Source organism: Streptomyces tibetensis (assembly GCF_007655005.1).
Lineage (GTDB): Bacteria > Actinomycetota > Actinomycetes > Streptomycetales > Streptomycetaceae > Streptomyces > Streptomyces tibetensis.
In genome coordinates this window covers 13635-37699 of record NZ_SZVW01000016.1, presented here as the reverse complement: position 1 = coordinate 37699, position 24065 = coordinate 13635, and the positions used below count along the sequence as shown (strand labels likewise).

Sequence of the window (24065 nt, the reverse complement as noted above, 5' to 3'; positions counted from 1 at the left end):
CTGCGCATCACCACCGACCAGGGACGGAGGTCGTGACCATGTCTGTCGACGGCGGGCGGACCTGGCCGGACGCGGCCGAGTGGACCGGAAAGATCTACAGCGAGGGCTGGCGGACCGCTGAGGGCGGCACCCGCCGGGTCGTCGAACCGGCCACCGGGGAGCCACTGGCGGAGGTGGGTCTGGCCGCCCCGTCCGATGTCGAAAGGGCGGCGGCGCGGGCCGCCCGGGCCGCGTCGGAGTGGGCGGCGGCCACCGCCTCCGACCGCGTCGATGTACTGATCCGTGCGGAGCGTGCCCTGCGTGAGCGCAGCGGATCGGTCCGTGAATGGATCGTCCGGGAGACGGGGGGTGTTCCGGCCAAGGGCGACTACGAGATCGCGGCGGGTCTCGCTCAGTTGCGGCACGCGATCGGGATCGCGTCCCAGCCCCCGGGTGAGGTCCTCGTACCGCAGGTTCCCGGTGGGACGAGTCTGGCGTGGCGGGTGCCGGTGGGGGTCGTGGGGGTCATCACCCCGTGGAACGCGCCGCTGCTGTTCGCGATGCGGGCGCTGGCACCGGCGCTGGCCCTGGGCAACACCGCGCTGCTCAAGCCCGATCCTCTCACCCCGGTCTCCGGCGGCGTCCTGGTCGCGCAGCTGTTCGCGGAGGCCGGGCTGCCCGGGGGCGTGCTGCACGTCCTGCCGGGCGATGCGGCGACCGGGCGGGCGGTCGCCGCCGACCGCCATGTCGCGATGATCTCGTTCACCGGCTCCACCGGCGCGGGGCGGGAGGTGGCCCGGATCGCCGGGGAGGGACTCAAGCGCGTGTCCCTGGAGCTGGGCGGCAAGAACTCGATCGTCGTACTGGAGGACGCGGACGTGGAGGCGGCCGCCGCGGCCGGGGCCGTGAGTTCGTTCGGCTACCAGGGCCAGGCCTGTGTCGCGGCCGGACGTCATGTCGTCCACGCCGATGTCGTCGAGGAGTACACCGAGGCGCTGGTCCGGCTGGCGAAGGCGCTGCCGGTGGGCGATCCGCGTGACGAGGGCGTGGCGCTGGGTCCGGTCATCAGCGAACGGCAGGCGGCCCGGATCGCACGGATCGTGGACGAGAGCGTGGACGCCGGAGCACGCGTGCTGACCGGAGGCACCCGCGCGGGGCGCTTCTATCCGCCCACCGTGCTGGACCGAGTCGACCGGTCCATGCCCGCCTTCCACGAGGAGATCTTCGGACCGGTCGCCCCCGTCGTCCCGTTCCGCTCCGAGGACGAGGCAGTGGAGATCGCCAACGACACGGCGTACGGCCTGACCGCCGCCGTCCACTCCCGGTCCGTGCCCCGGGCGACCACCCTCGCGCAGCGGTTGCGCACGGGCATGATCCACATCAACGACGTGTCCGCCAAGGACGCCGCGAACGCGCCCTTCGGGGGCATGGGGATCTCGGGCAACACCTCCCGCATCGGCGGCACCGCCAGCCTGGAAGCGTTCACGCAGTGGCGCTGGATGACGGCACCCGGGCCGTCGTGACCGCACCCGGGAGTGAGCGAAATCTTTCGACCTCAAGGCCGAATGCTGCGAGAAGTATTGACGACCCGTCAGGTGCTGCTCATATCATCCAAGACGTTCGATAGGACAGCAGGCGTTCGACATACGGAACGCAGATCCTCCCGCCCTTCATGGCAGCACCCCACCCCCAAGGCGGATTCGAATGACATGGACAGGTCACAACTTCAGCCGCCGTGCGGCCCTGGCCACGACCAGCGGCCTGGCTGTCGGCGCGCTGCTGCCCCCCGGCACGGCGGGAGCCGCCGCGGCCGGAGCGGCCGCGACCTACACGAACCCCGTGATCTGGCAGGACTTCGCGGACATCGACATCATCCGCGTCGAGAACACCTACTACTGCTCCGCCTCGACGATGCACTACTCGCCGGGCGCCCCCGTCCTGCGCTCGTACGACCTGGTGAACTGGGAGATCGCCGGCCACGCGGTGCCCGTCCTCGACTTCGGCGCCAAGTACGACCTGAGCGGCGGACGCGGCTACGTCAGGGGAATCTGGGCCTCGTCCCTGGCGTACCGTCCCGCCGAGGGGACGTTCTACTGGCTCGGCCAGATCGATTTCGCCCGAACCCATCTCTACACGGCCAGATCCGTCGAGGGCCCCTGGAGCAGGCACGCGACGCTCCCGCAGGTGTATTACGACGCCGGCATGCTGGTGGAAGACGACAACACCCTGTACGTGGCGTACGGCAACGGAACGATCAGCGTGGCCCAGCTGTCCGCGGACGGCCGCAGCCAGGTGCGGGCCCAGCAGGTCTTCAGCACCCCGTCGAGCATCGGCACTCTGGAGGGCTCCCGCTTCTACAAGATCAACGGGAGTTACTACATCTTCCTGACCCGCCCGGCCAACGGCCAGTACATCCTGCGGTCCACCAGCGGCCCCTTCGGCCCCTACACCCTGCGACAGATCCTGCTCGACCTGCCCGGGCCGATCTCCGGCGGCGGCGTTCCGCACCAGGGCGGGCTGGTGCGGACCCAGAGCGGTGCCTGGTACTACATGGCCTTCATCGACGCCTACCCCGGCGGCCGCATGCCCGCCCTGGCGCCCGTCACCTGGACCTCGGACGGCTGGCCGGTCGTCCAGCTCGTGAACGGCGCGTGGGGCAGGTCGTACCCCGGCCCGGTCGTACCGCCGCCACCCCGGCAGGTCACTCCCCTGACCGGCGCCGACACCTTCGACGGAACGGTCCTCAAGCCCAGGTGGGAGTGGAACCACAACCCGGACAACGGCAAGTGGACGGTGAACAACGGCCTGACCCTGCGCACCGCCACGGTCACCGACGACCTGTACTGGGCGCGCAACACCCTCACCCACCGCATCCAGGGACCCACGTCCACGGCGACGGTCCAGCTCGACCACTCCGCGATGCGGGACGGCGACCGGGCGGGGCTCGCGCTGCTGCGCAACTCCTCCGCCTGGATCGGCCTGAAGCGGGACGGCGGTGCGACGCGGGTGGTCATGGTGGACGGACTGACCATGGACGGCAATTGGAACACCACCGGCACCGGGATCGAGCGGGCGAGTGCGAGCGTGCCGGGCGGTCGCCTCTGGCTCCGGGCGAACGCAGACATACGTCCCGGAGCGTCCCGCCCCGGCACCTTCTCCTACAGCACCGACGGCGTCACCTTCACCCGCCTGGGTCCCGCATTCGCCATGGGCAACGACTGGCGGTTCTTCATGGGCTACCGGTTCGCCCTCTTCAACCACGCCACGCGGGCGCTGGGCGGCTCGATCCGCGTGACGCGGTTCGAACTGTCCACCCCCTGAACGCCCCGATGCGTCCCTGCCGTTCCACCGCTCGTTTCACCCGAAGGCAACCCACGAGGAGAAGCATGAACCCCCACTTCAGGCGAACCGGACGAAACCGAAGGCCGCTCTCAGGTGTGCTGGTCGCCGCCACTCTGCTGGCCGGCGGAGCGACCGCCACCACCGGGGCCGCCTCCGCCGCTCCGGCCATCACGCCCGCCGCCCCGAAGGCGAGCACCCTCGGTGCCCAGGCCGCGCAGTCCGGACGGTACTTCGGGACAGCGGTGGCGGCAGGGAAGCTGAGCAACGGTGTGTACGCGGGGATCCTCGACCGCGAGTTCAACTCGGTCACGGCGGAGAACGAGATGAAGTGGGATGCCACGGAGCGCTCCCGCGGCTCGTTCACCTTCGGCCCGGCCGACCAGATCGTCAACCGGGCCCTCGGCCGCGGCCAGCGCGTACGCGGTCACACCCTGGTGTGGCACTCCCAGCTGCCCGGCTGGGTGAGCGGCATCGGCGACGCCGGAACGCTGCGCAGCGTGATGAGGAACCACATCACCACGCTCATGTCCCGCTACCGGGGAAAGATCCACTCCTGGGACGTGGTCAACGAGGCGTTCGCCGACGGCGGCAGCGGCCAGTTGCGCAGCTCGGTGTTCCGCAACGTCCTGGGCACCGGCTTCGTCGAGGAGGCGTTCCGTGCCGCGCGCTCCGCGGATCCGTCGGCCAAGCTCTGCTACAACGACTACAGCATCGAGAACTGGAGCGACGCCAAGACCCAGGGCGTCTACCGCCTGGTGCGCGACTTCAAGGCCCGCGGTGTCCCCATCGACTGCGTCGGCTTCCAGGCCCACTTCGGCACCGGGGGCCCTCCGGGAAGCTTCCAGACGACACTGGCCAACTTCGCCGCGCTCGGCGTCGACGTCCAGATCACCGAACTGGACATCGCCCAGGCACCCGCCGCGGCCTACACCAACAGTGTGCGGGCGTGCATGAACGTCGCACGCTGCACCGGCATCACCGTGTGGGGCATCCGGGACAGCGACTCCTGGCGGGTCGGCCAGAACCCCCTGCTGTTCGACAACAACGGCAACAAGAAGGCCGCGTACCGGGCCGCGCTGACCGCGATGGGCGGCACTCCCTGAGACAGGCGGCCATCGCGCCGGCCCAGTGACCGGCCACCGCACGGAACGACAGCAGGGACGCGGCGCCTCCTTGGAGACGGAGGCGCCGCGTCCGAGCGTGTCAACGACCCGCGTGGGCAGGCATCACGAGCCGCTGCGCCGGGTGTCCCGGACGAGCCGCCAGTCCTGCGAACCGTCGTCGGCCGCGCTCTGGAGGGTCAGCGGCCCGCCCGCGGTCGCGCCGGTGAGGTACAGACCGGTGTTCTCGACCGACTGGAGCTTGTAGGAACCGTCGGCGTTCTTGACGAGGTTCCAGCTGCCCGTGGGGCTGTCGTCGACCCACTGGCCGATTCGCTGGCCGGCCGTGGCGCTGCCCGTCCAGATGGCCGCCGCGCGTCCGCCCGACTTGTTGAGCAGCGTCGTACCGCCCTTCGGCTCGGTCACCACGTGCCAGTACTGGGTGTCCTGGTCCGCCGCCGCGCCGGCGTCCTCCAGGACCACGTCGGGGACGTTCCCGTTGCCGATGTTCGCGTCGTTGGTCCTGTTGCCGGTGCCGATCACCTGGCCGGTCCTGCGGTTCACCAGCCGGTAGTAGGCACCGTCCGAGTCGCCGAGGTCGACCTCGGCGTAGGCGATCGTGGACGTCCCCTGGTTGTTGAGGATCGCGACGCGGCCGGTGCCGTCGACGTACTGGAGGTTGCGGCTGTAGCCGGGCTGCGAGGTCGTCTGGTACTCCGTCCACACGCCGTCGCTGCGTCCGCTGTCGTTGACCCAGACGTTGCCGCTGTTCGCCGCGTTGTAGACCAGGCGCCCGTCCGGGAGCCGGACGATGACCGGGCTGCCGCCGCTCGCGAGCGGACGGGAACCGGCGGTGACGGGCAGTGAGGCGACGGACATGCCGGTCCGGGAACCGCGGAAGAACGTCAGCGGGTCGTCGGCGATCACGTACCTGGTGTTGGCCCCGCCGCCCCAGTACTCGAACGTGAGCATCCATGTGCCGTCGGTCGTGCGGACGACGTTGGTCATGCCCGGCCGGCCGCCGCCGATCTCCGTCTTGCCGCCTCCCATGTCCTGGACCGATCCGGCGAGGTCGACGACGGCGTCGCCCCACTTCGTGGCGCTGCCGTCCCACGTGCGGTGCGCGAGGATCTGCCCGTGCGAGTCCGTGGCGGTGCCGTTCGCCGGGTCCGGCTTCGGAGCGCCGGTCTTCGGGTCGAAGCCGAGGTAGTCGTTCTCGTCGGAGTAGTAGCAGACCAGCTTGCCCTTGTAGACCATCAGGTACGGCTCCCAGAGGGGATCGACCTGCTTGGTCTTGTTCGCGTCGGCGACGTTCCGGCCGATGGCACCCGCGCTGCCGCCCTGCCGGCCGCCCGTCGCGACGATGTTGAGGACCTTCCAGGTCTTGCCCTGGTCGGTGCTGGAGTACAGGGCGATCGCCAGGTCACTGCGGTCGCCGTCGTTACTCGGCGTCCAGCTCGGATCGGCGGCCTTGCGCTCCGTGTAGTAGGCGTCGTCACCCGACACGACGCTCGCCAGGAGCAGGGTGCCCGACTTCAGCTTTCCGACGTTCTGCGGAAGCACGTAGAGGTAGGGGTTCGTCCAGTTGCTCGTGTACTTGGCGTACTTGGGGTCCTTCGAGAGGTAGGCGGGTGCCTTGACCTCGGACAGCGGCTGCCAGCTCGTGCCGTGGTCGTCGCTCTTGTAGACGGGCAGGGTCTGGCCGTCAGCGCTTCCCGACGTGGGCACCACGGTGGACTTCTCGAACGAGGCGACCAGGCGCCCGCCGGGCAGCTGGGCCGTCTTCGGGTAGACCGCGCAGTTGCCCCGACCCTTCAGGCACGGCTCGCTGCCGAGCTGATACAGGACCCCGCCCGTCGGGTTGTACGCCTGCGCGCTCCCGGCGGGTATCGCCAGCAGCGCGGAGGCCGCGGCGAAGGTCCCCAGGGCTCTGACCGTCCTGGTCGTTCTGGTGGTCCCTCTCGGGGACGACCACGGTGCGGCTCGATTCATCGGTGGTGTGCCTCCTTCTCATCGGTTGCTGCGACGAAGACGCGCACGTCCCACGCGCCGAGTGAGACGGACGTGCCGGCCGGGAGCGCCCCGCCGTCCAGCACGTCGGTCAACTCCACCGGTGCTCCCACCCGGGCCGGCTCGAAGCTCCAGTTGTGGACGACGTGGACGCGGCGGCCGTCGGCGGCCGTGCCGGTGGTGACGGTGACGGACGCGGGGAGGTCGCGCCAGCCGCTGCGCGGCTGCGGCGCGAGCCAGGTGGCGAGCGCCCGGGCGAGACCACGGCCCGGGACCGTGCCGACGTGGGTGACGCGGCCGGCTCCGTGGCGGCGGGTGGTGAGCGCGGGCCAGCGTCCGAAGTGCGGGTGGTCGTACTCGCCGAGGACGTCGGCGTCGGTGACGGTCAGGCCGTCCACCCAGTGGGTCGCCGTGGCCTCCTCCGGCACCTCCAGGGGGCTACCGGCCGCCGCCCGCACCGGGACGGCACGCGTGAGGTTGCTGAACTCGTCGTACGCCACCCCCGCGGCCTCGGTGAGACGTCCGGGTGCCGCCTCGTGCCGGGCCCGGGCCTCGTGATCGGCGTAGCCCGTGCGGGGGCCGAGGACCAGGTGGCCGCCCGCGTGGGCGTAGGCGGCGAGCCAGTCGAGCAGCTCGTCGGGGGCGATGTAGAGCGCCGGGACGACCAGGACCGGGTGGCGGAGCACGGCCTCCTCGGCGGTCGGGCCCGCGTTCTCGCCGCGAGGGTCGTGCAGCTGGCGGGCGTGCACGATGCGGACCTGGCGGTCGGCCTCGAAGGCACCGCGGTAGAAGGGGTCGAGGATGCGGTGATAGGCGGCCGGGTCCGGTTCGCCGGCGGCGTTCGCCAGCGGCGGGTACTTCTGCATCAGCCACTTACTGGGCGTGGAGTAGACGACGGTGATGTCGGCGTCCGGTTCGAGGTCCACGACGAGCGAGCCGGCCCGGTCGAACTCGGCGCCCAGCCGGGCGATCTCGGCGTACGTCCGGCCGGGCTGCCCGGTGTGCGGCAGGACTCCGCCCCAGTACGTCTCGGCGCCGAAGCGCAGCGTCTGCCACTGCCAGTACTCGATCATCCGCGCGCCGCGCGCCACGTGCGCCCAGGCGGCCTGGCGCCACTGCCCGTCATAGCCGGGCCGGTTGTCCCAGCAGAAGCCGATGGAGTTGGCGTTGGTCTCGGTGACCAGGAAGGGCTCCTGTCGGGAGGAGAACATCCAGTCCGCGGTCTGGTACATCGACCAGACGCCGGTGGTCTTCCAGATCTGCTCGTGCTCGTCGGGCGTGGGGTCGGGCAGCAGCAGACCGTCCTGCATGTCGTAGTACGGGTTGCCGGAGGCGACGTCGAGCCGTGCGGACAGCTCGTCGTCCGCGACGCCCTGCCGGGTGTAGGAGATGCAGGTGGTGACGAACTGGCCGGCGAGGGCGTACTCACGCACGATGTCCGCCTGCCAGCCGATGAACTCGGTGACCTGGCGGGCCTGGAACTCCCGCCAGGCGACGTCGTACTGGGGCTGTTCGTTGCCGTCCGGGGTCCACAGGTCGGCCCAGGTGGACAGGCGGTGGGACCAGTAGACCAGGCCCCACTCCCGGTTGAGGGTCTCGACGTCCCCGTACTTCTCCCGCAGATGGTCGGTGAAGCGCTGGAAGACGCCGTGGTTGTGGAAGAGGTGCAGACCCGGCTCGTTGTCCACCTGCCAGCCGATGACGGCCGGGTGGTCCGCGTACCGGGCGACGATCTTGCGGATGACGCGCTCGGCGAAGAAGCGGAAGGCCGGGTGGGTGAAGTCGGCCTCCTGGCGAGCGCCCCAGCCGATGCGCTCACCGGTGCGCCGCTCCCCCGTGATCTCGGGGTACTGCCGGGCCAGCCACGGCGGCACCGCGTAGGTGGGTGTGCCGAGGATGACGGAGATGCCGCGTTCGTGGGCGCCGTCGAGAACCGGCTGCAGCCAGTCGAGGTCGAAGCGGCCGTTCTCCGGTTCCCAGGTCGACCAGACCGACTCCCCCACCCGGATGACGCTGAAGTGCGCCTCGGCCATCAGGTCGAGATCGGTCTTCAGCCGTTCCTCGGGCCGCAGGACGGGGTCGTAGGAGGGCGTGTACTCGTGGTAGTACGCGGCACCGAACAGAACGCGGGCGGGCAGATCCGCCATGGGAGGAACCTCCGTGAACAAGAAGGGGGTATGGGGACTGCGCGCGCCCTACTGCTTGACGCTGCCTGCGGCCAGGCCGCTCTGCCAGTAGCGCTGGAGCAGCAGGAAGGCCGCGACGAGCGGCACGATCGAGATCAGGGAACCGGTCACGACGAGGGGGAGCATGTCGCTGCTGGCGCCCGCGCCACCGTTCTGTGCCTGCTCCGCCCAGGAGGACAGCCCGACCGTGATGGGGTACAGGTTCGGGTTGTTGAGCATGATCAGCGGCAGGAAGTAGTTGTTCCAGGTCGCCACGAGGGTGAAGAGCAGGACGGTCACCAGGCCGGGGGCCAGCAGGCGCAGCACGATCCCGAAGAAGATCCGCGCCTCGCCGGCCCCGTCGATGCGGGCCGCTTCCAGGAGGCTGTCCGGGACGGCGTCGGCGGCGTAGACGCGCATCAGATACAGGCCGAAGGGGTTGACGAGGGAGGGGAGGATGACGGCCCACGGGGTGTTGACCAGGCCGACGTTGGCGAAGAGCAGGTAGGTCGGGATCGCCAGGGCGGTGGCCGGGACCATGATGGCGCCGAGGACCAGGTTGAAGGCCAGACGGTCCCCACGGAAGCGGAACTTGGCGAATCCGTACCCGGCGGCGGCCGCCAGCAGGGCCGCGCCGACCGCGCTGACCCCCGCGTAGAGGGCGGTGTTGAGCAGCCAGTGCGCGAAGACGCCGCCGTCCTGGGCGAAGGTGGCCCGGACGTTGGTCAGCAGCTGTGGTGCGTGCGAGAACCACAGGCCGAAGCTGTCGAACAGGTCCTGGGTGTTCTTGGTGGAGGCGACGAGCAGCCACAGCAGCGGCAGCAGGAAGTAGGCGAGCGCCGCCAGCATGGCGATCGTCAGCGGGGTGCTGCGGCGGGACCTGGACCGGCGACGCGGTGGCGGCGCCGGAGTGTGCTTCCGCTCGGTTCGGCGAGCGGCGGTGGTGTCCGCGGGAGTGGTCATGGTCACGGGGTCCTCCTGCGGTTCGCCGTGAGCAGGACGCCGTAGGAGGCGATGACGATGACCAGGCCGAGGAGGAAGGAGACCGTGGCCGCGTAGTTGACCTGCTGGCCGGTGAAGGCGAGGGAGTAGGCGTAGAGATTGGCGGTGTAGGAGCTGCTGATGACGTCGGGCGCGATCTTCATCAGCAGGTTCGGCTCGTTGAAGAGCTGGAAGCTGCCGATCACGGAGAACAGCAGGGTCAGCAACAGGGCGGGTTTCAGTGCGGGGAGCTTGATCGACCTCGCGATGCGCCAGGGGCCGGCGCCGTCCATCGCGGCCGCCTCGTACAGCTCGTGCGGGATGGTACGCAGGGCGGCATACAGGATGATCATGTTGTAGCCGACGAACTCCCAGGTGACGACGTTGGCGAGGCTGCTGAGCATCCATCCGTCGCTGAGGAAGTTCGGTGCCGGGATGCCGATTTCGCGGCTCAGCTGGGCGAACGGGCCGAAGTCCGGCCCGTACAGATAGCCCCACATGAGGGCCGCGACGACGCTCGGGACGGCGTACGGCACGAAGATGCCCAGCCGGATCACTCGCGCCAGCCGCAGCAGTCCGCTGTCCAGGGCGAGGGCGAACCCCAGCGCGAGCGCCAGCATCAGCGGGACCTGGATGAGGAAGAACAGGGCCACGCGGCCGACACCGCTCAGGAGCAGGGGGTCGGTCAGGGCGGTGACGTAGTTGTCCAGACCGACGAACACCGTTCCGCCGACGAGGCGTTCCTGGAAGAGGCTCAGGTAGGCGGCGTAGCCGAGCGGGGTGAGGAAGAGCAGCAGGAAGAGGATGAGGAACGGGGCGACGAACAGGGGGCCGGCGACGCTGCGGCGACGCGGGCCGGCTCCCTTCCGGCCGGGGGCGGGGGGTGCGGTGGCGGCGGTCATGTCACGTTCCCTTGACGGTGAAGCCCTGCTTCTTGGCATATGTGGTCAGGCGCGTCTGCCACGCGCCGAGCGCGGCGCCCGTGTCGGTCTTGTCGGCGAGGGACTTGCCGACGGTCTCGATCCAGTCGGTCGCCGCCTGGTCGTAGAAGGGCGGCCACTGGAAGGCGGGGTCGACCGTGTCGCCGATGGCGGCGAAGAGCTCGTTGACCTTCTGACCGCCGTAGAAGGGGGCGGCGTCGCCGGTGAAGGAGGGGTCGGTGAGCAGGGCCTTGGTGGCCGGGAAGAAGGACTGCTGGGTGGCGAAGAGCTTCGCGCTGGCGGGGTCGCTGTTGAGGAACTGGGCGAACTGCGCGGCGGCGATGGCGTTCTTGGTGGATCGCAGGACGGCCGTGGTCGAGCCGCCCCAGTTGCCGGAGGCCGGCTTGGACGCGTCCCACTGGGGCAGTGGGGCCGCGCGCCACTTGCCGGCGGTGGACTTGGCCGAGCCGGACAGGAAGGCCGGCCCCCAGGCCGCGGTGAGCCAGGTGGCGTACTTGCCCTTGTTGAATCCCGCGTACCAGCCGTCGGTGAAGTCGGGGTCGGTGCTGATGACGCCATCCTTGGCGAGCCCGCCCCAGTACGTGCCGAGCTTCTTGGAGACCGCGTCGTCGACGCTGATGGAGAGGTCGCTCTTGCCGGAGACGCCGTAGGGGCCGGCACCCGCCTGCCACAACAGGCCGTGCCAGGCGGCGGGTTCGTTGGCCGCGAAGTTGGTCAGGTAGACGTCCGGGTCGGCCTTGTGCAGCTTGCGGGCCGCGGCGGCGAAGTCGTCCCAGGTCTTGGGAACCTGGATGCCGTGCCGGTCGAAGATGTCCTTGCGGTACAGCATGCCCATCGGGCCGGTGTCCTGCGGTATCGCCCAGACCTCCCCCTTCGGGCCGCTGACCTGCCCCCACGTCCAGTCGACGAACTTCCCCTTGAGGGCCGAGGCGCCGTGCGGGCCCAGGTCCAGCAGGCTGTCGGTGATCGTGAACGTCGGGATCGCCTGGTACTCGATCTGCGCCAGGTCCGGGGCTCCGCTGCCGGCCTTGAGCGCGGTGCGCAGCTTGGTGTAGTGCCTGATCCCCTGACCGGCGTTGACCACCTTGACCTTGATCGCGGGGTACTTCGCCTCGAAGAGGGCGACCTCCTTCTGAAGGTTCGGGACCCAGCTCCAGAACGTCAGCTCGGTCGGCGTCCGCATGGCCTTGTCGATGTCGGACTGACTGACCGGCTTGGCCGCGGCGGACGAGCCGCCCGAGTTGTCACCGCTGCCGCAGGCGGACAGGGCCGCGCCGAGAGACACCGCTCCGGTGGCGGTGAGGAAGACCCGGCGGCTCAGTGCGGGCGAGGGGATGGAGGTTCTGGACATGCTGGACTCCCGCCGAGGCGAAGGAAGAGGGAAGGCAGAGGCCGGCAGCGGCATGCCCGGGGAAAGCGAGGTGTACGAAGCGTGTGAACCGGTGACCGCGGACGTCGGGGTGGCCGAGCCGGGAAACGGGTCCTGCGAGGTGGGGCGAGGTGGGTGGCCCGGAGTGGGCCGGGCCCTGGACCGGTCGGACGACCGCCGGTGGTGGGGCTGGTACGGGTGAAAAGTGCGGGACCGGGACGGTGCTGGCGGATGTCCGGTCACGTCGTGGTGCCCTCGTGCTCCCCGCGTGCGAGGACGGGGGCGTGACGTCCCGTCAGGCGGCCGGAGGGGCGTGGACCTCGCCGGCCAGGGGCCGCACGGTATGTCGTAGCGGACCCGAGTCCGCCCGGGCCGGTGGCGGCGCGGTGGAGGAACGGACGACGAGCTCGACGGGTTGCCCCTGCGCCGTCGGCAGCTCCGCCTGCGGGTTCTCGATGGCGTGGACGAGCAGCCGCAGCCCCTCGTCGGCCACCGCGTCGAACGGCTGGCGCACCGTCGTCAGCGGCGGGCGGACGTAGGCGGCGAGCGGGATGTCGTCGAAGCCGACCACGCTGACGTCCTGGGGCACCCGCAGCCCGGCGTCGGTCAGGGCGCTGATCAGGCCGACGGCCATGTCGTCATTGGCGGCGAACACCGCCGTGAGGTCGTTCCTGGCGGCCAGCCGGCGTCCTGCCGCGTACCCGGACGCGGCGGACCAGTCGCCCTCGGCGACCGGGGGCTGCTCACGGCCACGCGCCGCGAGCGCCTGCCGCCAGCCCGCCAGCCGGTCCCGGGCGGCGAACCACCGCTCGGGGCCCGCGAGATGATGGACCGTCGGGTGTCCCAGGTCCAGCAGGTGTTCGGTGGCGGCCCTGGCCAGCGCCTCGGAGTCGACCCCCGCGGCGATGGTCCGCTCCCCCGTGCGGGTGCCGGCCGGCGCCCCGAGGACGAGCACCGGAACCTCCGACGCGAGCGGATCGGCGTCCTCGTCGATGGGCTCCGACACGACGATGCCGTCCACGCCCCGCTCCAGGAGTGACTGCACGGCGCCACCGACACCGCCCTGGTCGCCTTCGAGGGTGTTGACCACGCTCAACGCGTATCCGGCGTCCCGCGCCGCCCGCTCTACACCGAGGAGCAGCGAGGCAGGGCCGTACAGGGCGGTCCCCAGCGCCACCACGCCGATGGTCCGGGAGCGCCCCGAGGCGAGGGCCCGTGCCGCGGTGTTCAGCCGGTAGCCGAGCCGGTCGGCCGCCTCCAGGACGCGGCGGCGCACGTCCACCGAGACGTATCGCTCGCCGTTGAGGACCCGTGACACCGTCTTCTGGGAAACACCCGCGGCTCGGGCCACGTCGACGCCTCGCGGCGCGGCGGGACCGCCGTCCCGCCCTCTTGCTCGCGTCATGGCGTCTCCCGGTGTGCGGTGGATCGGATCGTGTGGACGGCCTCGGTCGCCCGCCGGTGCCGCCGGGCGACTGCGCTGTCATGACTGCGCAGACATATCTACGCAGTCGCGCGCGCCGCGTCAAGACTTCGCGCGAAGTCGGCCTCTTCCGGGCTTGGGCTCTCGGGCACTTCGCCCGCCGGTCCGGACCGGGACGGCCGGGTGCCCGGCGAGGGCAGAGGGAGGCGTCCTGGCAGGTCGGCGGGCTCAGGCGACCGGCTTGAGGCTCAGGGACGCCGGGCTCGCGAGCTCAGCAGCACGATCGAGCGCTCGACAACGATCGGGGGCCGGAGCATTCGGCGCAGACCATCACCGGGCGCACGGCGCGGCGGGCTGCCCGACCGCCGGCGTCTCAGCTCAGGTCCGGCGTCACCGATGTTCCACCCTCTTGGATCTGGCCGCCCCGCCGCCAAGGCCGTAGCTTCTCAGGGTTGCGGACGGCCCAGATTCCGGTGACGCGCCCTGCGGAGACGTCGAACGAGGCCACGGTCATGACGACGCCGGCCCGCTGGGCCACCAAACCCGGCCTGCCGTTGACCGACCGCTCCAGGAGTTCGAGTCCGGGCGCCTTGTCGGCGATGGCGACCATGTACTGCGCGATGCGCGTGCCGCCCTCGACCGGGCGCCGCGCGGCGCCGGCCATGCCGCCGCCGTCGGCGGTCATCACGGCGGCCGGGTCGAGGATACGGACCAGGGCGGCGATGTCCTTGCTCTCCCATGCTTCCTTGACGTGCCGCACCACGTCGGCCTGGCCGGTCGCCCTCTCCTGGGAACGGGCGGCGCTCACCCGCCGCCGGGCGGAGGCGGCAAGTTGCTTGCATGCCGCGGGAGTGCGGCCGAGAACGTCGGCGATCTCGGCGAACGGGTAGCGGAAGACGTCGTGCAGGACGAACGCCACCCGCTCGGCGGGCGTCATCGACTCCAGGACGACGAGGAAGGCCACGGTCACCGACTCGTCCAGGACGATCTGGTCCGCGGGATCCGCGGCGCCGGTGGGGCCGGAGCCGTCCGCGGGGCCCCACTCGGTGCGGTCCGGCAGCGGCTCGGGCAGCCACGCGCCGACATAGCGTTCACGGCGGGCCCGCGCGGAGCCGAGCACGTCCAGGCAGATGCGGCTGGTCACCGTCGTCAGCCAGGCGCCGGGGGAGATGATCTCCTCCCGTCGGCTTCGCGGCAGCGCGTACCAGCGTGCGTAGGCGTCCTGCACGGCGTCCTCGGCCTCGGTGACCGAGCCGAGCAACCGGTAGGCGACATTGATCAGTTGGCGTTGCTCGCCGGCTATCTCGTCCGTGCCGGCCCCGGCCCTTGCCATAAGTCGGCGTCCCCCTCGCCTTACCTTTCGCGCTCCCGCGTCGTCGGGCTGTCGAGACCTTATCGATCTCCTGCCCGAGGGCGGAAGAGAGGACTGTGACATGGCCACTCAAGTGACAGCGGCGGCACGGCGTGGCACCGCGTTCCTGCAGATCGCGATCGCCCTGCAGACCCTGACGATCTTCCTCCAGGCGGTGTCCGCCGGATTGCTGCTGACCTCGTCCTACGGGGAGATGCTGCACAGCGTCGGGGCGCGTGTGATGTACGGGGCGTCGATGGTGTACGTGCTCGCGGCGGTGCTGGCGTGGAAGCCGGGCGGCGGCTCGCCCCGCCCGATCTGGTACGCCTCGGGTTTCCTCGCGCTCGCCTCGCTCCAGGTCGTGCTCGGCATCGCGCACGTCCCGTCGGTCCATCTCCCCCTGGGCGTGCTGATGTTCGGCCTGAGCGTGCTGGCGCTGGCCCCGGCGGTGAGATCCGGCACGGGACCGACCGGAGCGAAGTAGGCCGAGCGGTCCGTCCCGCGGCTCCGAAACCCATGCGCCTCATGCGTTTCAAGCCTCCGCGATTCGGCCAACCCCGGGCCGACGGGAGCGGCCCCAACAACGAGCCGCTCCCGTCGACCCCTTGTGCGGCAAGGGACTCGGCGCGTCCGGAATCGAGCGCGTTCGAATCAGGGGTCATGTCGTTAGGCCGTGCACCGCCGAGCCGTCCGGGCGCGGCACGGACCTCCAGGAGGGCCCCAGGTGACAGTGACCCATGCCTCGACCGCTGACGAGAACACCCCGCCTCCTCCCCCGCCCGCGACCCTCGAGTTCGGCGGGAAGTACGGCAAGAACCCGCTGGCAGACGCCGGTTTCGGAGCCATGTGCCGCCGCCTGCCGTCCGTACTCGCACACACCGCGCGGATGGCGTGGGCCGTCGACAGGACCGGCGTCGTGTTGCTCCTCGCATGCCAGCTCCTCACCGGCATCGCGGCGGCCGTCGTCCTCGCGTTCACCGCGCAGGCCATGACGCACGTCCTCGGCAGCGGCACCGTTCCCGAACGCCTGCACGGCGCGCTGCCGGCCCTGATCGTGGTGACGGCGGCCGCGGCCGCCGGCCGGATCACCAGTGCCCTCTCCTCCTACGCCGACGGCCGGATCACTCCGCTGCTGACGACCGAGGCCGACATCGCCCTGGTCGCCGCCGTGTGCCGGGTGGAGACCGCCGCGTACGGCGAGGACGGCTTCGCCGACCGGCAGGAAGCCGCCGAAGTCGGGGTCACCCGCACCCGGATGATGGTCCAGGACGCCCAGCGGTTCCTGTCGGCGCTGATCCGCATGATCGCCGCGAGCGGAGTCATCACCGCACTGCACCCGCTGATGCTGCCCCTGCTGCTCCTGGCCGTCCTCCCGGCCGGCGCCGGGGCCGTCCTGTCCGCCCGCGTCGACTACGAGACCCACTACCTCAACGTCGGCGACCGCAACGTGCGCTCCATGATGCGCTGGTGGGCCACGTACTCCCGATTCGGCGACGAGGTCCGCGCCAACGGCATGACCGGCTATCTCGTCTTCTGGTACCGGTCCCTGTCCGACCGCATCGACCAGCGCACTCTCACCGCCGCCCCGCGCCTGCTGCGCATCGTGCTGACCACCAGCGCCCTCGGGGGAGTGTTCCTGCTGTGCACCTGGGCCACCCTCGCATGGCTGGCCGCCGACGGCCGGGTCGCCCTGCCCGTCGCCGCCACGGCCGTCGTCGCCGTGCAGACCACGCTCGCCGCGCTCGGCCAGTTCGTCATCCACGGCGCCGCGATGTTCCACACCTCGCTCTACCTGGCCGACATGCGGGCCTTCCTCGACATGGCCGCCGAACGCGCCCCGCGGCGCGGTGAGCTGACCATCCCGGAGCGCGTCGAGGAGATCCGTCTCGACGAGGTCGTGTACCGATACCCGGGCAAGGAGGAGCCTGCCGTGGCGGGGGTGTCGCTCGCCCTGCGCCGGGGCGAGATCCTGGCGATCGTCGGCGAGAACGGCTCGGGCAAGTCCACCCTCGCCAAGCTCATCACCGGTATCCTCCTCGCCGACAAGGGACGCGTGCTGTGGGACGGCGTCGACCTGGCGCACGCCGATCCCGACGCGGTGTGGAAACGGACCGCGCTCGTACCGCAGAACTTCGCCTGCTGGCCGCTGCGCGCCCGCGAGAACATCACCCTCGGGCAGCCGAAGAGCTTCGACGACACTCCCGTGTGGGATGTCGTCGACGCCGTGGGCATGCGTGAGGCCATCGAGAAGCTGCCCCGGCAACTCGACACACTGCTCGCCAAGGAGCTGTGGGGCGGCGCCGAACTCTCCGGCGGGCAGTGGCAGCGGCTGGTGTGCGCACGCGCCCTGTACCGCCGGACGCCGCTGCTGATCCTGGACGAGCCGACATCCCAGATGGACGCCCGCGGCGAACACGCGATCTTCCTGGAGATCAAGAGGATCGCCGCCGAACGCATGACGATCGTCGTCACCCACCAACTGGCGAACACCCGTCTCGCCGACCGCGTCCTCGTCATGGACAAGGGCCGGGTCGTCGAGCAGGGGACGTACGACGAGCTCGTCCACGCCGGCGGCCTGTTCGCCGAACTCGTCGCGCTGGCCGACGACCGCTGACAGCGACCGGGGGCGGGCCCGTGGCGTCGCGCCGCGGGCCCGCCCCCGCCGTGTCGAGTGGAACAATCGGGCGTACGAGTCCGAAGCGAGGAAGTCGGTCATCACGCCGTGGAACGACCAGCCGTCCCCTTTCCCCCCTCGCCGTGGCACCTGACCGGCGACATGATCGTCTCGCTGTGGCGCGTCCCCGTGGGCGAGCTGCCGCCCTGGTCCCTGCCGTCCGGGGCCCGCCCATGGATCGTGCGGCGCCGCGCCACCCTGGTCACCTTCTGGGTGGACTACCGGCCCGGGGGCGTCCTCACCTACCGCGAGTTCCTCATCGCCCTGGTCGTGCGCCACGGACGCCGCCTCGCCGCCAGCACCGTGGCCGCCTGGGTCGACGACGAACGGTCCCTCGCCGGGGGACGCGCCTTGTGGGGCATCCCGAAAGAGCGGGGCGCGATCACACTCCACGCGGAGGGCCGGAGCGCCCGGGGCGAGCTGACCGTTCCCGGGACTCCGACCGTCCGCCTGACGTACCGCGATGTGCTGCGGCTGCCCTGCCGACTGCCGGCCCGTGCCCACCTGTTCCAGCAGTTGTCCGACGGTGAGGAGTGCCGCGTCCCCATGCGGATCAGCGGACGGCCCGCCCTCGGCCGCGGCCGCGTCATGACGGGGGCCGAAGATCCCCTGTCCGCCCTCGGCCGGCATCGGCCGCTGTTGTCCCTCGCGCTGCGCGACTTCCGCAGCGTCGTGGGCAGTTGAGCCGCGCCGGGTCTCACCCGGTGGTCCGGGACGGCTCGGGGTGCGGTCGCCCGGGCTCGGCCGGGGACCTTCCTGGTCGTGCGCGAGGGGTTCTCCTCCATCGTGGGCCTCGGTTCCGGGCCGCTGGAGATCTACGCCGGCCTCGCCGCGCTCGTGCTCAACCTGATCGTCGCGATGGCCGGCACCGCCGTACTCGAACGTGTCGGCGTCCCGCGCGGCGCCGACCTGACCGACCTGCCGTCGCGCCTGACCGTCGGGCGGCGTCCGGAGACGGGAGCGAACCAGCAGTGAGACCCAGACACCCGATCCCCGTGCCGGAACCCGACGTCGAGGCGCTGACGCCCGCGCCGGCCGACCCGGCGGAGCTGGAGCGCGAGGCCGGACTCGCGGGGCTCTTCGAGCTGCACCACGCCTCGATGCTGCGCCTGGCCGTGCTGCTGGGCGCGGACGACCCGGAGAACGTGGTGGCCGAGGCGTACTACCAGATCTACCGGAAGTGGCGTCGGCCGAGGGACACCGAGGCGGCGGAGGCGTATCTGCGCTCCACGGTGTGCAATCTGACCCGGATGCGCATCCGGCACCTCCAGGTCCCCCGCAAGCACGTGAAGAACCCGCCCGAGGAGACGGTCGTCTCCACCGAGGGCGCCGCGCTGCTCCGTGACGACCAGCGCGTCCTGATCGACGCGCTGCAACACCTGCCGGCCCGGCAGTGCGAGGCGCTGGTGCTGCGGCACTGGCTCGGGCTGAACGAGGGCGAGGTCGCCGCCGCGATGGGCATCTCCTCCGGTTCGGTGAAGACGCACACCGCGCGCGGCCTCGCCGCGCTGACCCGGGCGATGAACCACACCGACCCGGACCGCACGGAACGGGAGCTGGCCGAGGCCCTGGCCGCGCCGGCCGGCGGGGTGCAAGCCGCGCCGGACGCCTACCGCACGGCACGCGGTGAGTGGCTGCGCCGCGTACGCCGCCGCCGGCTGGTCCTTGCCGTGCTCATCACCGTCGTGTTCGCACTGGCCACACTGATCGGGCTGTGGGTGCTGAACGAGGCGCCGTCCCACCCGGGGGTGATCTTCTCCGGCCTCCCGAGCGCTCAGGTCGACACGCGGTAGGTCACGTGCGTCACCCGGCTCGCTGCCCGTGCCGTCAACTGCTCCAGTTCCAGCGGCGGGACGCCCTCGAACAGCCGCGTGCCGGCGCCGAGGGTGAGGGGCGCGATGTGCAGCCGCAGCTCGTCGATCAGGCCGGCGGCGAGGTACTGGTTGATCGTGGTCGCGCCGCCGAGGACGGTGACATCGACACCGCCGGCGGCCGTGCGCGCCATGTCCAGGGCGGACACGATGCCGTCGGTGACGAAGTGGTACGTGGTGCCGCCGTCCATCGGCTGCGGCTCGCGCGCGTGGTGGGTCAGTACGAACACCGGCGCATGGAACGGCGGATCGCCACCCCACCAGCCGTTCCAGCGGCGATCCCAAGCGCCCCGTACCGGGCCGAACATGTTGCGCCCCATGATGAACGCCCCGGCCGTGTTCAGCCGGTCGATCTCGACCCGGTTCTCGTCGGGTGTGTCGAACATCCAGGCGTGCAGCCCGGCGCCCGAGCCGTCACCGCCGTCGTCTCCGAACGGACGCTCCTCGGTCTGGTCGAGCCCTGCCGAGTACCCGTCGGCCGAGATCGTGATGTCGCAGATCACCCTGCTCGTCGGCGTGGTCATGGTCTTCTCCTCCGCGTGGCGTTCGGTATCGGAAACTCGGCGGCAGGTTCCGGAACCTACGCGCACGGACTGCCGTCTGCCATAGCTGTGCCGACGCCACGCGGATGCGAAAGTGTGATCGCCCGTATGACTCGTGGGAAGGGACCCTTCGGCATGGCCGTCATCCACCGCACCACCCTGAAGCCGACCAAGCTGGAACTGCTCACGTCCTGGCTGCCGTCCCGTCCGTGGTACCGGGGTGGCGCCGGCGAACCGGCGTTGACGAAGGCGGGCGGCTTCCGGCTCGACGATCCGCAGGGCGAGGTGGGGATGGAGTTCATGGTGGTCACCGACGCCTCCGGTCCTCAGCCGGTGGCGTACCTGGTGCCCCTCACCTATCGCGGCGCGCCGCTCGAAGGGGCGGAGCACACTCTGGTCGGCACGATGGAGCACGGTGTGCTGGGGCAGCGCTGGGCCTACGACGGTTGCCATGACCCGGTGCTGGCCGACCGGTTGGCGGCCCTGATCGAGGGGCGGGCGCAGGCCCAGGACCAGAACGTCAGCGACACCCCCGCGCACGAGGTCATCGCCTCCTGCACCGGTGAAGGGCACTTCTCCAAGGACTTCACCGCGACCGACGACGAGGAGGGCACCGCGCTGACCACGCCGCAGGGCACGACCCTTCGTCTGCACCGCGTCCTTCAGCCGGCTTCGGACGGCCGGATCCTCCCTCCGCGGGGAGCCGTGGGCCACGTCAGCGGCACCTGGGAGACGCCGGAGGGCACCCGCACCGCGGGGGTGTTCGCCGTCCTGTACGGCGCCGGCCGGGCGTAGCTTCCTCCGCGATCAGAACGCCCGTGAGCGGAACGTCCTGCGGTAGGCGTCCGGGGGCACGCCGACCGTGCGGTTGAAGTGGCGGCGCAGTGTCGTGGCGGTCCCCATGCCGGTGGCCGCCGCGATGGTGTCGACTCCGTCGTCGGTCTTCTCCAGCAGTTCCTGGGCGTGCCGGATCCGCTGGGTCAGCAGCCACTGAAGGGGGGTCGTGCCGGTCACCGCCCTGAAGTGGCGGCCCAGGTGACGGGAGCTCATCCCCGCCCGGCGGGCCAGGTCCTCCACGGTCAGTGGCTGGTCGAGCCGTTCGATGATCCAGGGGAACAGGGCGGCGAGCGGGTGGTCGTCCTGCTCGGGCACCGGGGCGGTGACGAACTGGGCCTGGCCGCCCGCCCGGTGTGGTGGCACGACCAGGCGGCGGGCGACGGCGTTGGCGACCGACGAGCCGAGGTCGAGACGGACGAGGTGCAGGCACAAGTCCAGGGCGGCGGCCTTGCCGGCGGAGGTGAGCACGCTGCCGTTGTCCACGTAGAGCACGTCCGGATCGACCTCCACCCGCGGGTGACGGGCGGCCAGGGCCTCAGTGTGCGCCCAGTGCGTGGTGGCGCGCCGCCCGTCGAGAAGCCCTGCCGCTGCCAGTACGAACGCGCCGGTGCACAGGGAGGCCACGCGTGCGCCCGCCTCATGGGCGTCGCGCACCGCGTCGACCAGTTGCGCCGGTGGTTCCTCGTCGAGGTCAGCCCAGCCGGGGACGATCACGGTGTCGGCCTGCCGAAGCCGGTCGAGCCCGGCATCGGGCTCCAGCCTGAACCGGCCGACCTGTACGGCGGTGGGTCCGCAGACGGTGAGGTCGTACCAGGGGGCCGTCACCCCGGCCGGAGCGGCGGCGAACACCTCGTGTGCCAGGGACAGTTCGAAGTGCAGCATCCCGTCGGTGGCGGCGAGCGCGACAGTGGTCATGTCCGTAATTGTATGGGGCGTGTCGTTCCAGACACTCACGATCGGATGCTCAGCTCCGCCAGGATGGTCTCAGTTGATCGTTCGAGCACAGGGGAGAGCTCATGGGAGCGGGTCGGGTTGTGACGGTGTTCGGTGCGTACGGGCACACGGGGCGGTTCGTGGTGGCGGAACTGCTCCGGCGGGGGTTCGTGCCGGTTCTCTCCGGCCGCGACGAGGTCAAGCTGAAGGCGCTGGCGGCGTCGCACCCGGGTCTCGAGGTGCGGCCCGCGTCGGTCGACGATCCGGAGTCGCTCGACCGTGCGCTGGCCGGTGCGGAGGCGGTGGTCAACTCCGCGGGGCCGTTCGCCACGACCGCGGCGCCCGTGATCGAGGCGGCCCTGCGCGCCGGCGTCCCGTACGTCGACGTGGCGGCCGAGATCGAGGCGAACGCGGACACGTTCGCGCACTTCGCGGACCGCGCCCGCGCCGCGGGAGCGGTCATCGTCCCGGCGATGGCCTTCTTCGGCGGCCTCGGCGACCTGCTGGCCACCGCGGCGATGGGCGACTGGACCTCGGCCGACGAGGCGCACGTCGCCTACGCGCTGAGCGACTGGCAGCCCACGGACGGGACGCGGGCCGCGGGTACGGTCTCCCGGCAGCGGCGGGGCGGTGCGCGGGTCGTGTACCGGAACGGGAGGCTGGACTACCGCCACGACGAGGCGACGATCTTCCAGTGGCCCTTCCCGGAGCCGCTGGGATCCCGGGCGGTCATCGGGGAGTTCACGATGGCCGACGTCGTCACCATCCCCAGCCACCTGTCCATCCCCGACGTGCGCACCCACATGACGGCCGACGCGGCCCGGGACGTGGTGGCCCCGGGCACGCCGACGCCGGCCGCGGTCGACGAGCACGGCCGGTCCGCGCAGACCTTCCTCGTCGACGTCGTCGTGCGCTCCGGCGGCGCCGAACGGCGCGCCGTGGCACGGGGCCAGGACATCTACGCCATCACGGCGCCGCTCGCCGTGGAGGCGGTGCACCGCATCCTCACCGGTCAGACCAGGACGGTCGGTGTCGTCTCCGCAGGCGAGATCTTCGACGCGGCCGACTTCCTCGGTGCGCTGTCCTCGCACCTCTCCGTACAGCTGCTTCGGTAGAGGCCGACGATCGGTCGGGGGCGCGGTGGTGTGCCTCGCCTTCGGCCCGGCTCAGAAGGCAGGCGCCGACTGCTCGGCGGGCTGGTTCTGGCGCCGTGCCCCGAGTACCGCGTCCCGCAGCCGCTCCTGAGCCATCGTCAGGCAGGCGTACACCGCTCCCTGTGCCGTCGACTGACCGATCATGTGGGGCACCGTCCTGATCTCCGGGACCGCCGGAAGGCTGTGCTCCAGCCGGTTCCGCACCTCGGGAAGCACCTCGTCGACGAGAGGACGCAAGCGGCCCACGAGATAGACGGACTCGGGGTCCAGTGTCACGGCGACGACACTGACCGCGGTCACGATCGCCGTGGTGAACGCTTCGAGCACCTGGGCGCGGGGAGCCCCGGGGTGCGGCTCCAGCCAGAGGTCCTCGATGCGCTCCACATCGAGCCCTCGTTTGCGCGCGAACCGGAGAAGACCCCTGGTGCTCAGCAACTCGTCGAGAATCTCGTCGCCTACGCCGGACGAGAGCACGCCGATGTCTCCGAAGGTGGGTGTACTCCCCCGGGCGAGCTCGTGATCCGTGCAACTGGCGAAGTTCAGTATCGTGCTGACGCTGAACAGCGCGGCGTTCCTGATGCTGGCGTCGTTCGTCAGGATCCCGAGCAGGGACGCGTTGGCGTCGCTGTCGAGGAGCACGGGGGCGTCGACCAGGTTCTCGATGGCCGAGTGGAGGTCGGAGCCCGCGAAGATCTTCATCGACTCCGCGGGGCCGAAGACCTCCGTGCCGTTGCGGACCCGGCCGGGCACCGCGGCGACGATCTGGCGCAACGGGCCCTGCGCGGATTCCGCGGCCCGAGCGATCAGGTCGACCAGCCAGCGCGCGGCGTCCCCGACCTCCTGGTGATCGGCGGTGGGGACCGTCAGCTGCTGGACTTCCCGGCCCCTCAGGTCCGTCACCAGCACACCGGTGGTCTGCGCACCGAAGCTGATACCGACGACGTGCCCGGTCGTGCCGGGCAGGTCGAGATAGGTGGAGCGGCGGCCGCGGCCGGTGACCTCGTCCATCCCGCCGTCGACGACGAAGCCGTCGGCCCGGAGTTCCTCCACCGCCCGGGACACCGTGGCCTTGCTCAGGCCCGTCAACTCGATGAGCTGGTTCCGGGTGAGGGGCGCGTGGGAGAGGACGACGTCGAGGACCGACGCCTTGTTGTAGTCGCGGGGGGTGGGATGAGAAGTCACATGATGACCATAGCGAGCCCGGTACGCCGATCCTGCCGGGACCGGCCTGGGCGTGATGATCGTGGGCTTCGATGCGGAGACGCGAGGCTGCTCCCGTGTGCCCGGTTCTGTCGCCCGGTCACGCTCCTGGCAGCTCCCGCCCACGTCTTCCGCGTTGCCGGACGGTTCTGGGTTCATCTGTCATGCACTCCGAAGGGTCCCCGGAGCCGCT

The 24065-nt window shown here is 71.1% G+C and carries 18 protein-coding genes and 3 pseudogenes; 11 read left to right on the top strand and 10 right to left on the bottom strand.

Annotated features, from left to right (window positions below; genetic code table 11):
- The first annotated feature begins 38 nt into the window (after window positions 1-38).
- The 3 genes and pseudogenes from FDO69_RS26435 to FDO69_RS26425 all read left to right on the top strand — a co-directional run.
- Entirely contained in the window at window positions 39-1502 is a 1464-nt protein-coding gene (locus tag FDO69_RS26435) for an aldehyde dehydrogenase family protein (RefSeq protein ID WP_104782364.1), read from the top strand.
- A gap of 181 nt (window positions 1503-1683) precedes the next feature.
- Window positions 1684-3300: a glycoside hydrolase family 43 protein gene (locus FDO69_RS26430; protein WP_170320944.1), complete on the top strand. Its 1617-nt coding sequence runs from the start codon at window positions 1684-1686 to the stop codon at window positions 3298-3300.
- Window positions 3301-3365: 65 nt separating this feature from the next.
- Window positions 3366-4421, top strand: a pseudogene (locus FDO69_RS26425) (glycoside hydrolase family 10 protein); the annotation flags it as partial.
- A gap of 126 nt (window positions 4422-4547) precedes the next feature.
- On the opposite strand, the gene FDO69_RS26420 reads toward FDO69_RS26425, so the two are convergent.
- From FDO69_RS26420 to sigJ, 7 genes are all read right to left on the bottom strand, one after another.
- A complete protein-coding gene (locus tag FDO69_RS26420) occupies window positions 4548-6413 on the bottom strand; it encodes an RICIN domain-containing protein (RefSeq protein WP_104782361.1) in 1866 nt (621 codons plus the stop codon).
- The gene (locus FDO69_RS26415) at window positions 6410-8578 is read right to left on the bottom strand and encodes a beta-galactosidase (protein ID WP_104782360.1); all 2169 of its coding nucleotides are present in this window, start codon (window positions 8576-8578) and stop codon (window positions 6410-6412) included. The genes FDO69_RS26420 and FDO69_RS26415 overlap by 4 nt, the downstream gene beginning before the upstream one ends.
- Window positions 8579-8626: 48 nt before the next feature.
- Window positions 8627-9559 (bottom strand): carbohydrate ABC transporter permease, encoded by a 933-nt coding sequence (locus tag FDO69_RS26410; protein WP_420878547.1) that lies wholly within the window; start codon window positions 9557-9559, stop codon window positions 8627-8629.
- 2 nt (window positions 9560-9561) lie between these two features.
- The gene (locus tag FDO69_RS26405; RefSeq protein ID WP_104782358.1) at window positions 9562-10479 is read right to left on the bottom strand and encodes a carbohydrate ABC transporter permease; all 918 of its coding nucleotides are present in this window, start codon (window positions 10477-10479) and stop codon (window positions 9562-9564) included.
- A gap of 1 nt (window position 10480) precedes the next feature.
- Window positions 10481-11869 carry an ABC transporter substrate-binding protein gene (locus tag FDO69_RS26400; RefSeq protein WP_104782357.1) on the bottom strand — a complete coding sequence of 463 codons (1389 nt, stop codon included), beginning with the start codon at window positions 11867-11869 and terminating at the stop codon, window positions 10481-10483.
- A 313-nt stretch (window positions 11870-12182) separates the two neighbouring features.
- Window positions 12183-13292, bottom strand: a complete 1110-nt coding sequence (locus FDO69_RS26395; RefSeq protein ID WP_104782356.1) for a LacI family DNA-binding transcriptional regulator — start codon at window positions 13290-13292, stop codon at window positions 12183-12185.
- Between the two features lie 391 nt (window positions 13293-13683).
- Window positions 13684-14643, bottom strand: a complete 960-nt coding sequence (gene sigJ / locus FDO69_RS26390) for an RNA polymerase sigma factor SigJ (protein ID WP_104782355.1) — start codon at window positions 14641-14643, stop codon at window positions 13684-13686.
- A 100-nt stretch (window positions 14644-14743) separates the two neighbouring features.
- On the opposite strand from sigJ, the gene FDO69_RS26385 reads away from it, so the two are divergent.
- The 6 genes and pseudogenes from FDO69_RS26385 (at window position 14744) to FDO69_RS41630 (ending at window position 19128) form a co-directional block, all read left to right on the top strand.
- Window positions 14744-15145, top strand: a complete 402-nt coding sequence (locus tag FDO69_RS26385) for a hypothetical protein (protein WP_104782354.1) — start codon at window positions 14744-14746, stop codon at window positions 15143-15145.
- A gap of 246 nt (window positions 15146-15391) precedes the next feature.
- A complete protein-coding gene (locus FDO69_RS26380; RefSeq protein WP_104782353.1) occupies window positions 15392-17275 on the top strand; it encodes an ATP-binding cassette domain-containing protein in 1884 nt (627 codons plus the stop codon).
- Window positions 17276-17383: 108 nt separating this feature from the next.
- Complete coding sequence (locus FDO69_RS26375) at window positions 17384-18019, top strand: acetoacetate decarboxylase family protein (RefSeq protein ID WP_138430182.1); 636 nt, start codon at window positions 17384-17386, stop codon at window positions 18017-18019.
- 63 nt (window positions 18020-18082) lie between these two features.
- Window positions 18083-18310, top strand: a pseudogene (locus FDO69_RS26370) (sodium:solute symporter); the annotation flags it as partial.
- Window positions 18311-18324: 14 nt separating this feature from the next.
- Window positions 18325-18858, top strand: a pseudogene (locus FDO69_RS26365) (sigma-70 family RNA polymerase sigma factor); the annotation flags it as partial.
- A complete protein-coding gene (locus FDO69_RS41630; RefSeq protein WP_199838328.1) occupies window positions 18856-19128 on the top strand; it encodes a hypothetical protein in 273 nt (90 codons plus the stop codon). The pseudogene FDO69_RS26365 and the gene FDO69_RS41630, both read left to right, overlap by 3 nt.
- Here the strand turns inward: FDO69_RS41630 and FDO69_RS26360 are convergent.
- Entirely contained in the window at window positions 19110-19730 is a 621-nt protein-coding gene (locus FDO69_RS26360; protein ID WP_104782351.1) for a dihydrofolate reductase family protein, read from the bottom strand. The two genes, FDO69_RS41630 and FDO69_RS26360, sit on opposite strands and share 19 nt — an antisense overlap.
- Window positions 19731-19883: 153 nt before the next feature.
- On the opposite strand from FDO69_RS26360, the gene FDO69_RS26355 reads away from it, so the two are divergent.
- Entirely contained in the window at window positions 19884-20543 is a 660-nt protein-coding gene (locus FDO69_RS26355; RefSeq protein ID WP_104782350.1) for a maltokinase N-terminal cap-like domain-containing protein, read from the top strand.
- A 12-nt stretch (window positions 20544-20555) separates the two neighbouring features.
- Here the strand turns inward: FDO69_RS26355 and FDO69_RS26350 are convergent, their stop codons facing one another.
- The gene (locus tag FDO69_RS26350; protein WP_104782349.1) at window positions 20556-21500 is read right to left on the bottom strand and encodes a helix-turn-helix domain-containing protein; all 945 of its coding nucleotides are present in this window, start codon (window positions 21498-21500) and stop codon (window positions 20556-20558) included.
- A gap of 101 nt (window positions 21501-21601) precedes the next feature.
- Here FDO69_RS26350 and FDO69_RS26345 point away from each other — a divergent pair, with 101 nt between their 5' ends.
- Window positions 21602-22633 carry a saccharopine dehydrogenase family protein gene (locus FDO69_RS26345; RefSeq protein WP_104782348.1) on the top strand — a complete coding sequence of 344 codons (1032 nt, stop codon included), beginning with the start codon at window positions 21602-21604 and terminating at the stop codon, window positions 22631-22633.
- Between the two features lie 51 nt (window positions 22634-22684).
- Here the strand turns inward: FDO69_RS26345 and FDO69_RS26340 are convergent, their stop codons facing one another.
- A complete protein-coding gene (locus tag FDO69_RS26340; RefSeq protein ID WP_104782347.1) occupies window positions 22685-23854 on the bottom strand; it encodes an ROK family transcriptional regulator in 1170 nt (389 codons plus the stop codon).
- Between the last annotated feature and the right edge of the window lie 211 nt (window positions 23855-24065).

Coding starts and splice junctions, on each gene's coding strand:
- FDO69_RS26355 (WP_104782350.1), top strand. CDS start 19,884: ATGGCCGTCATCCACCGCACCACCCTGAAGCCGACCAAGCTGGAACTG.
- FDO69_RS26400 (WP_104782357.1), bottom strand. CDS start 11,869: ATGTCCAGAACCTCCATCCCCTCGCCCGCACTGAGCCGCCGGGTCTTC.
- FDO69_RS26435 (WP_104782364.1), top strand. CDS start 39: ATGTCTGTCGACGGCGGGCGGACCTGGCCGGACGCGGCCGAGTGGACC.
- FDO69_RS26360 (WP_104782351.1), bottom strand. CDS start 19,730: ATGACCACGCCGACGAGCAGGGTGATCTGCGACATCACGATCTCGGCC.
- FDO69_RS41630 (WP_199838328.1), top strand. CDS start 18,856: ATGAACCACACCGACCCGGACCGCACGGAACGGGAGCTGGCCGAGGCC.
- FDO69_RS26430 (WP_170320944.1), top strand. CDS start 1,684: ATGACATGGACAGGTCACAACTTCAGCCGCCGTGCGGCCCTGGCCACG.
- FDO69_RS26420 (WP_104782361.1), bottom strand. CDS start 6,413: ATGAATCGAGCCGCACCGTGGTCGTCCCCGAGAGGGACCACCAGAACG.
- FDO69_RS26350 (WP_104782349.1), bottom strand. CDS start 21,500: ATGACCACTGTCGCGCTCGCCGCCACCGACGGGATGCTGCACTTCGAA.
- FDO69_RS26385 (WP_104782354.1), top strand. CDS start 14,744: ATGGCCACTCAAGTGACAGCGGCGGCACGGCGTGGCACCGCGTTCCTG.
- FDO69_RS26395 (WP_104782356.1), bottom strand. CDS start 13,292: ATGACGCGAGCAAGAGGGCGGGACGGCGGTCCCGCCGCGCCGCGAGGC.
- FDO69_RS26405 (WP_104782358.1), bottom strand. CDS start 10,479: ATGACCGCCGCCACCGCACCCCCCGCCCCCGGCCGGAAGGGAGCCGGC.
- sigJ (WP_104782355.1), bottom strand. CDS start 14,643: ATGGCAAGGGCCGGGGCCGGCACGGACGAGATAGCCGGCGAGCAACGC.
- FDO69_RS26410 (WP_420878547.1), bottom strand. CDS start 9,559: ATGACCACTCCCGCGGACACCACCGCCGCTCGCCGAACCGAGCGGAAG.
- FDO69_RS26345 (WP_104782348.1), top strand. CDS start 21,602: ATGGGAGCGGGTCGGGTTGTGACGGTGTTCGGTGCGTACGGGCACACG.
- FDO69_RS26415 (WP_104782360.1), bottom strand. CDS start 8,578: ATGGCGGATCTGCCCGCCCGCGTTCTGTTCGGTGCCGCGTACTACCAC.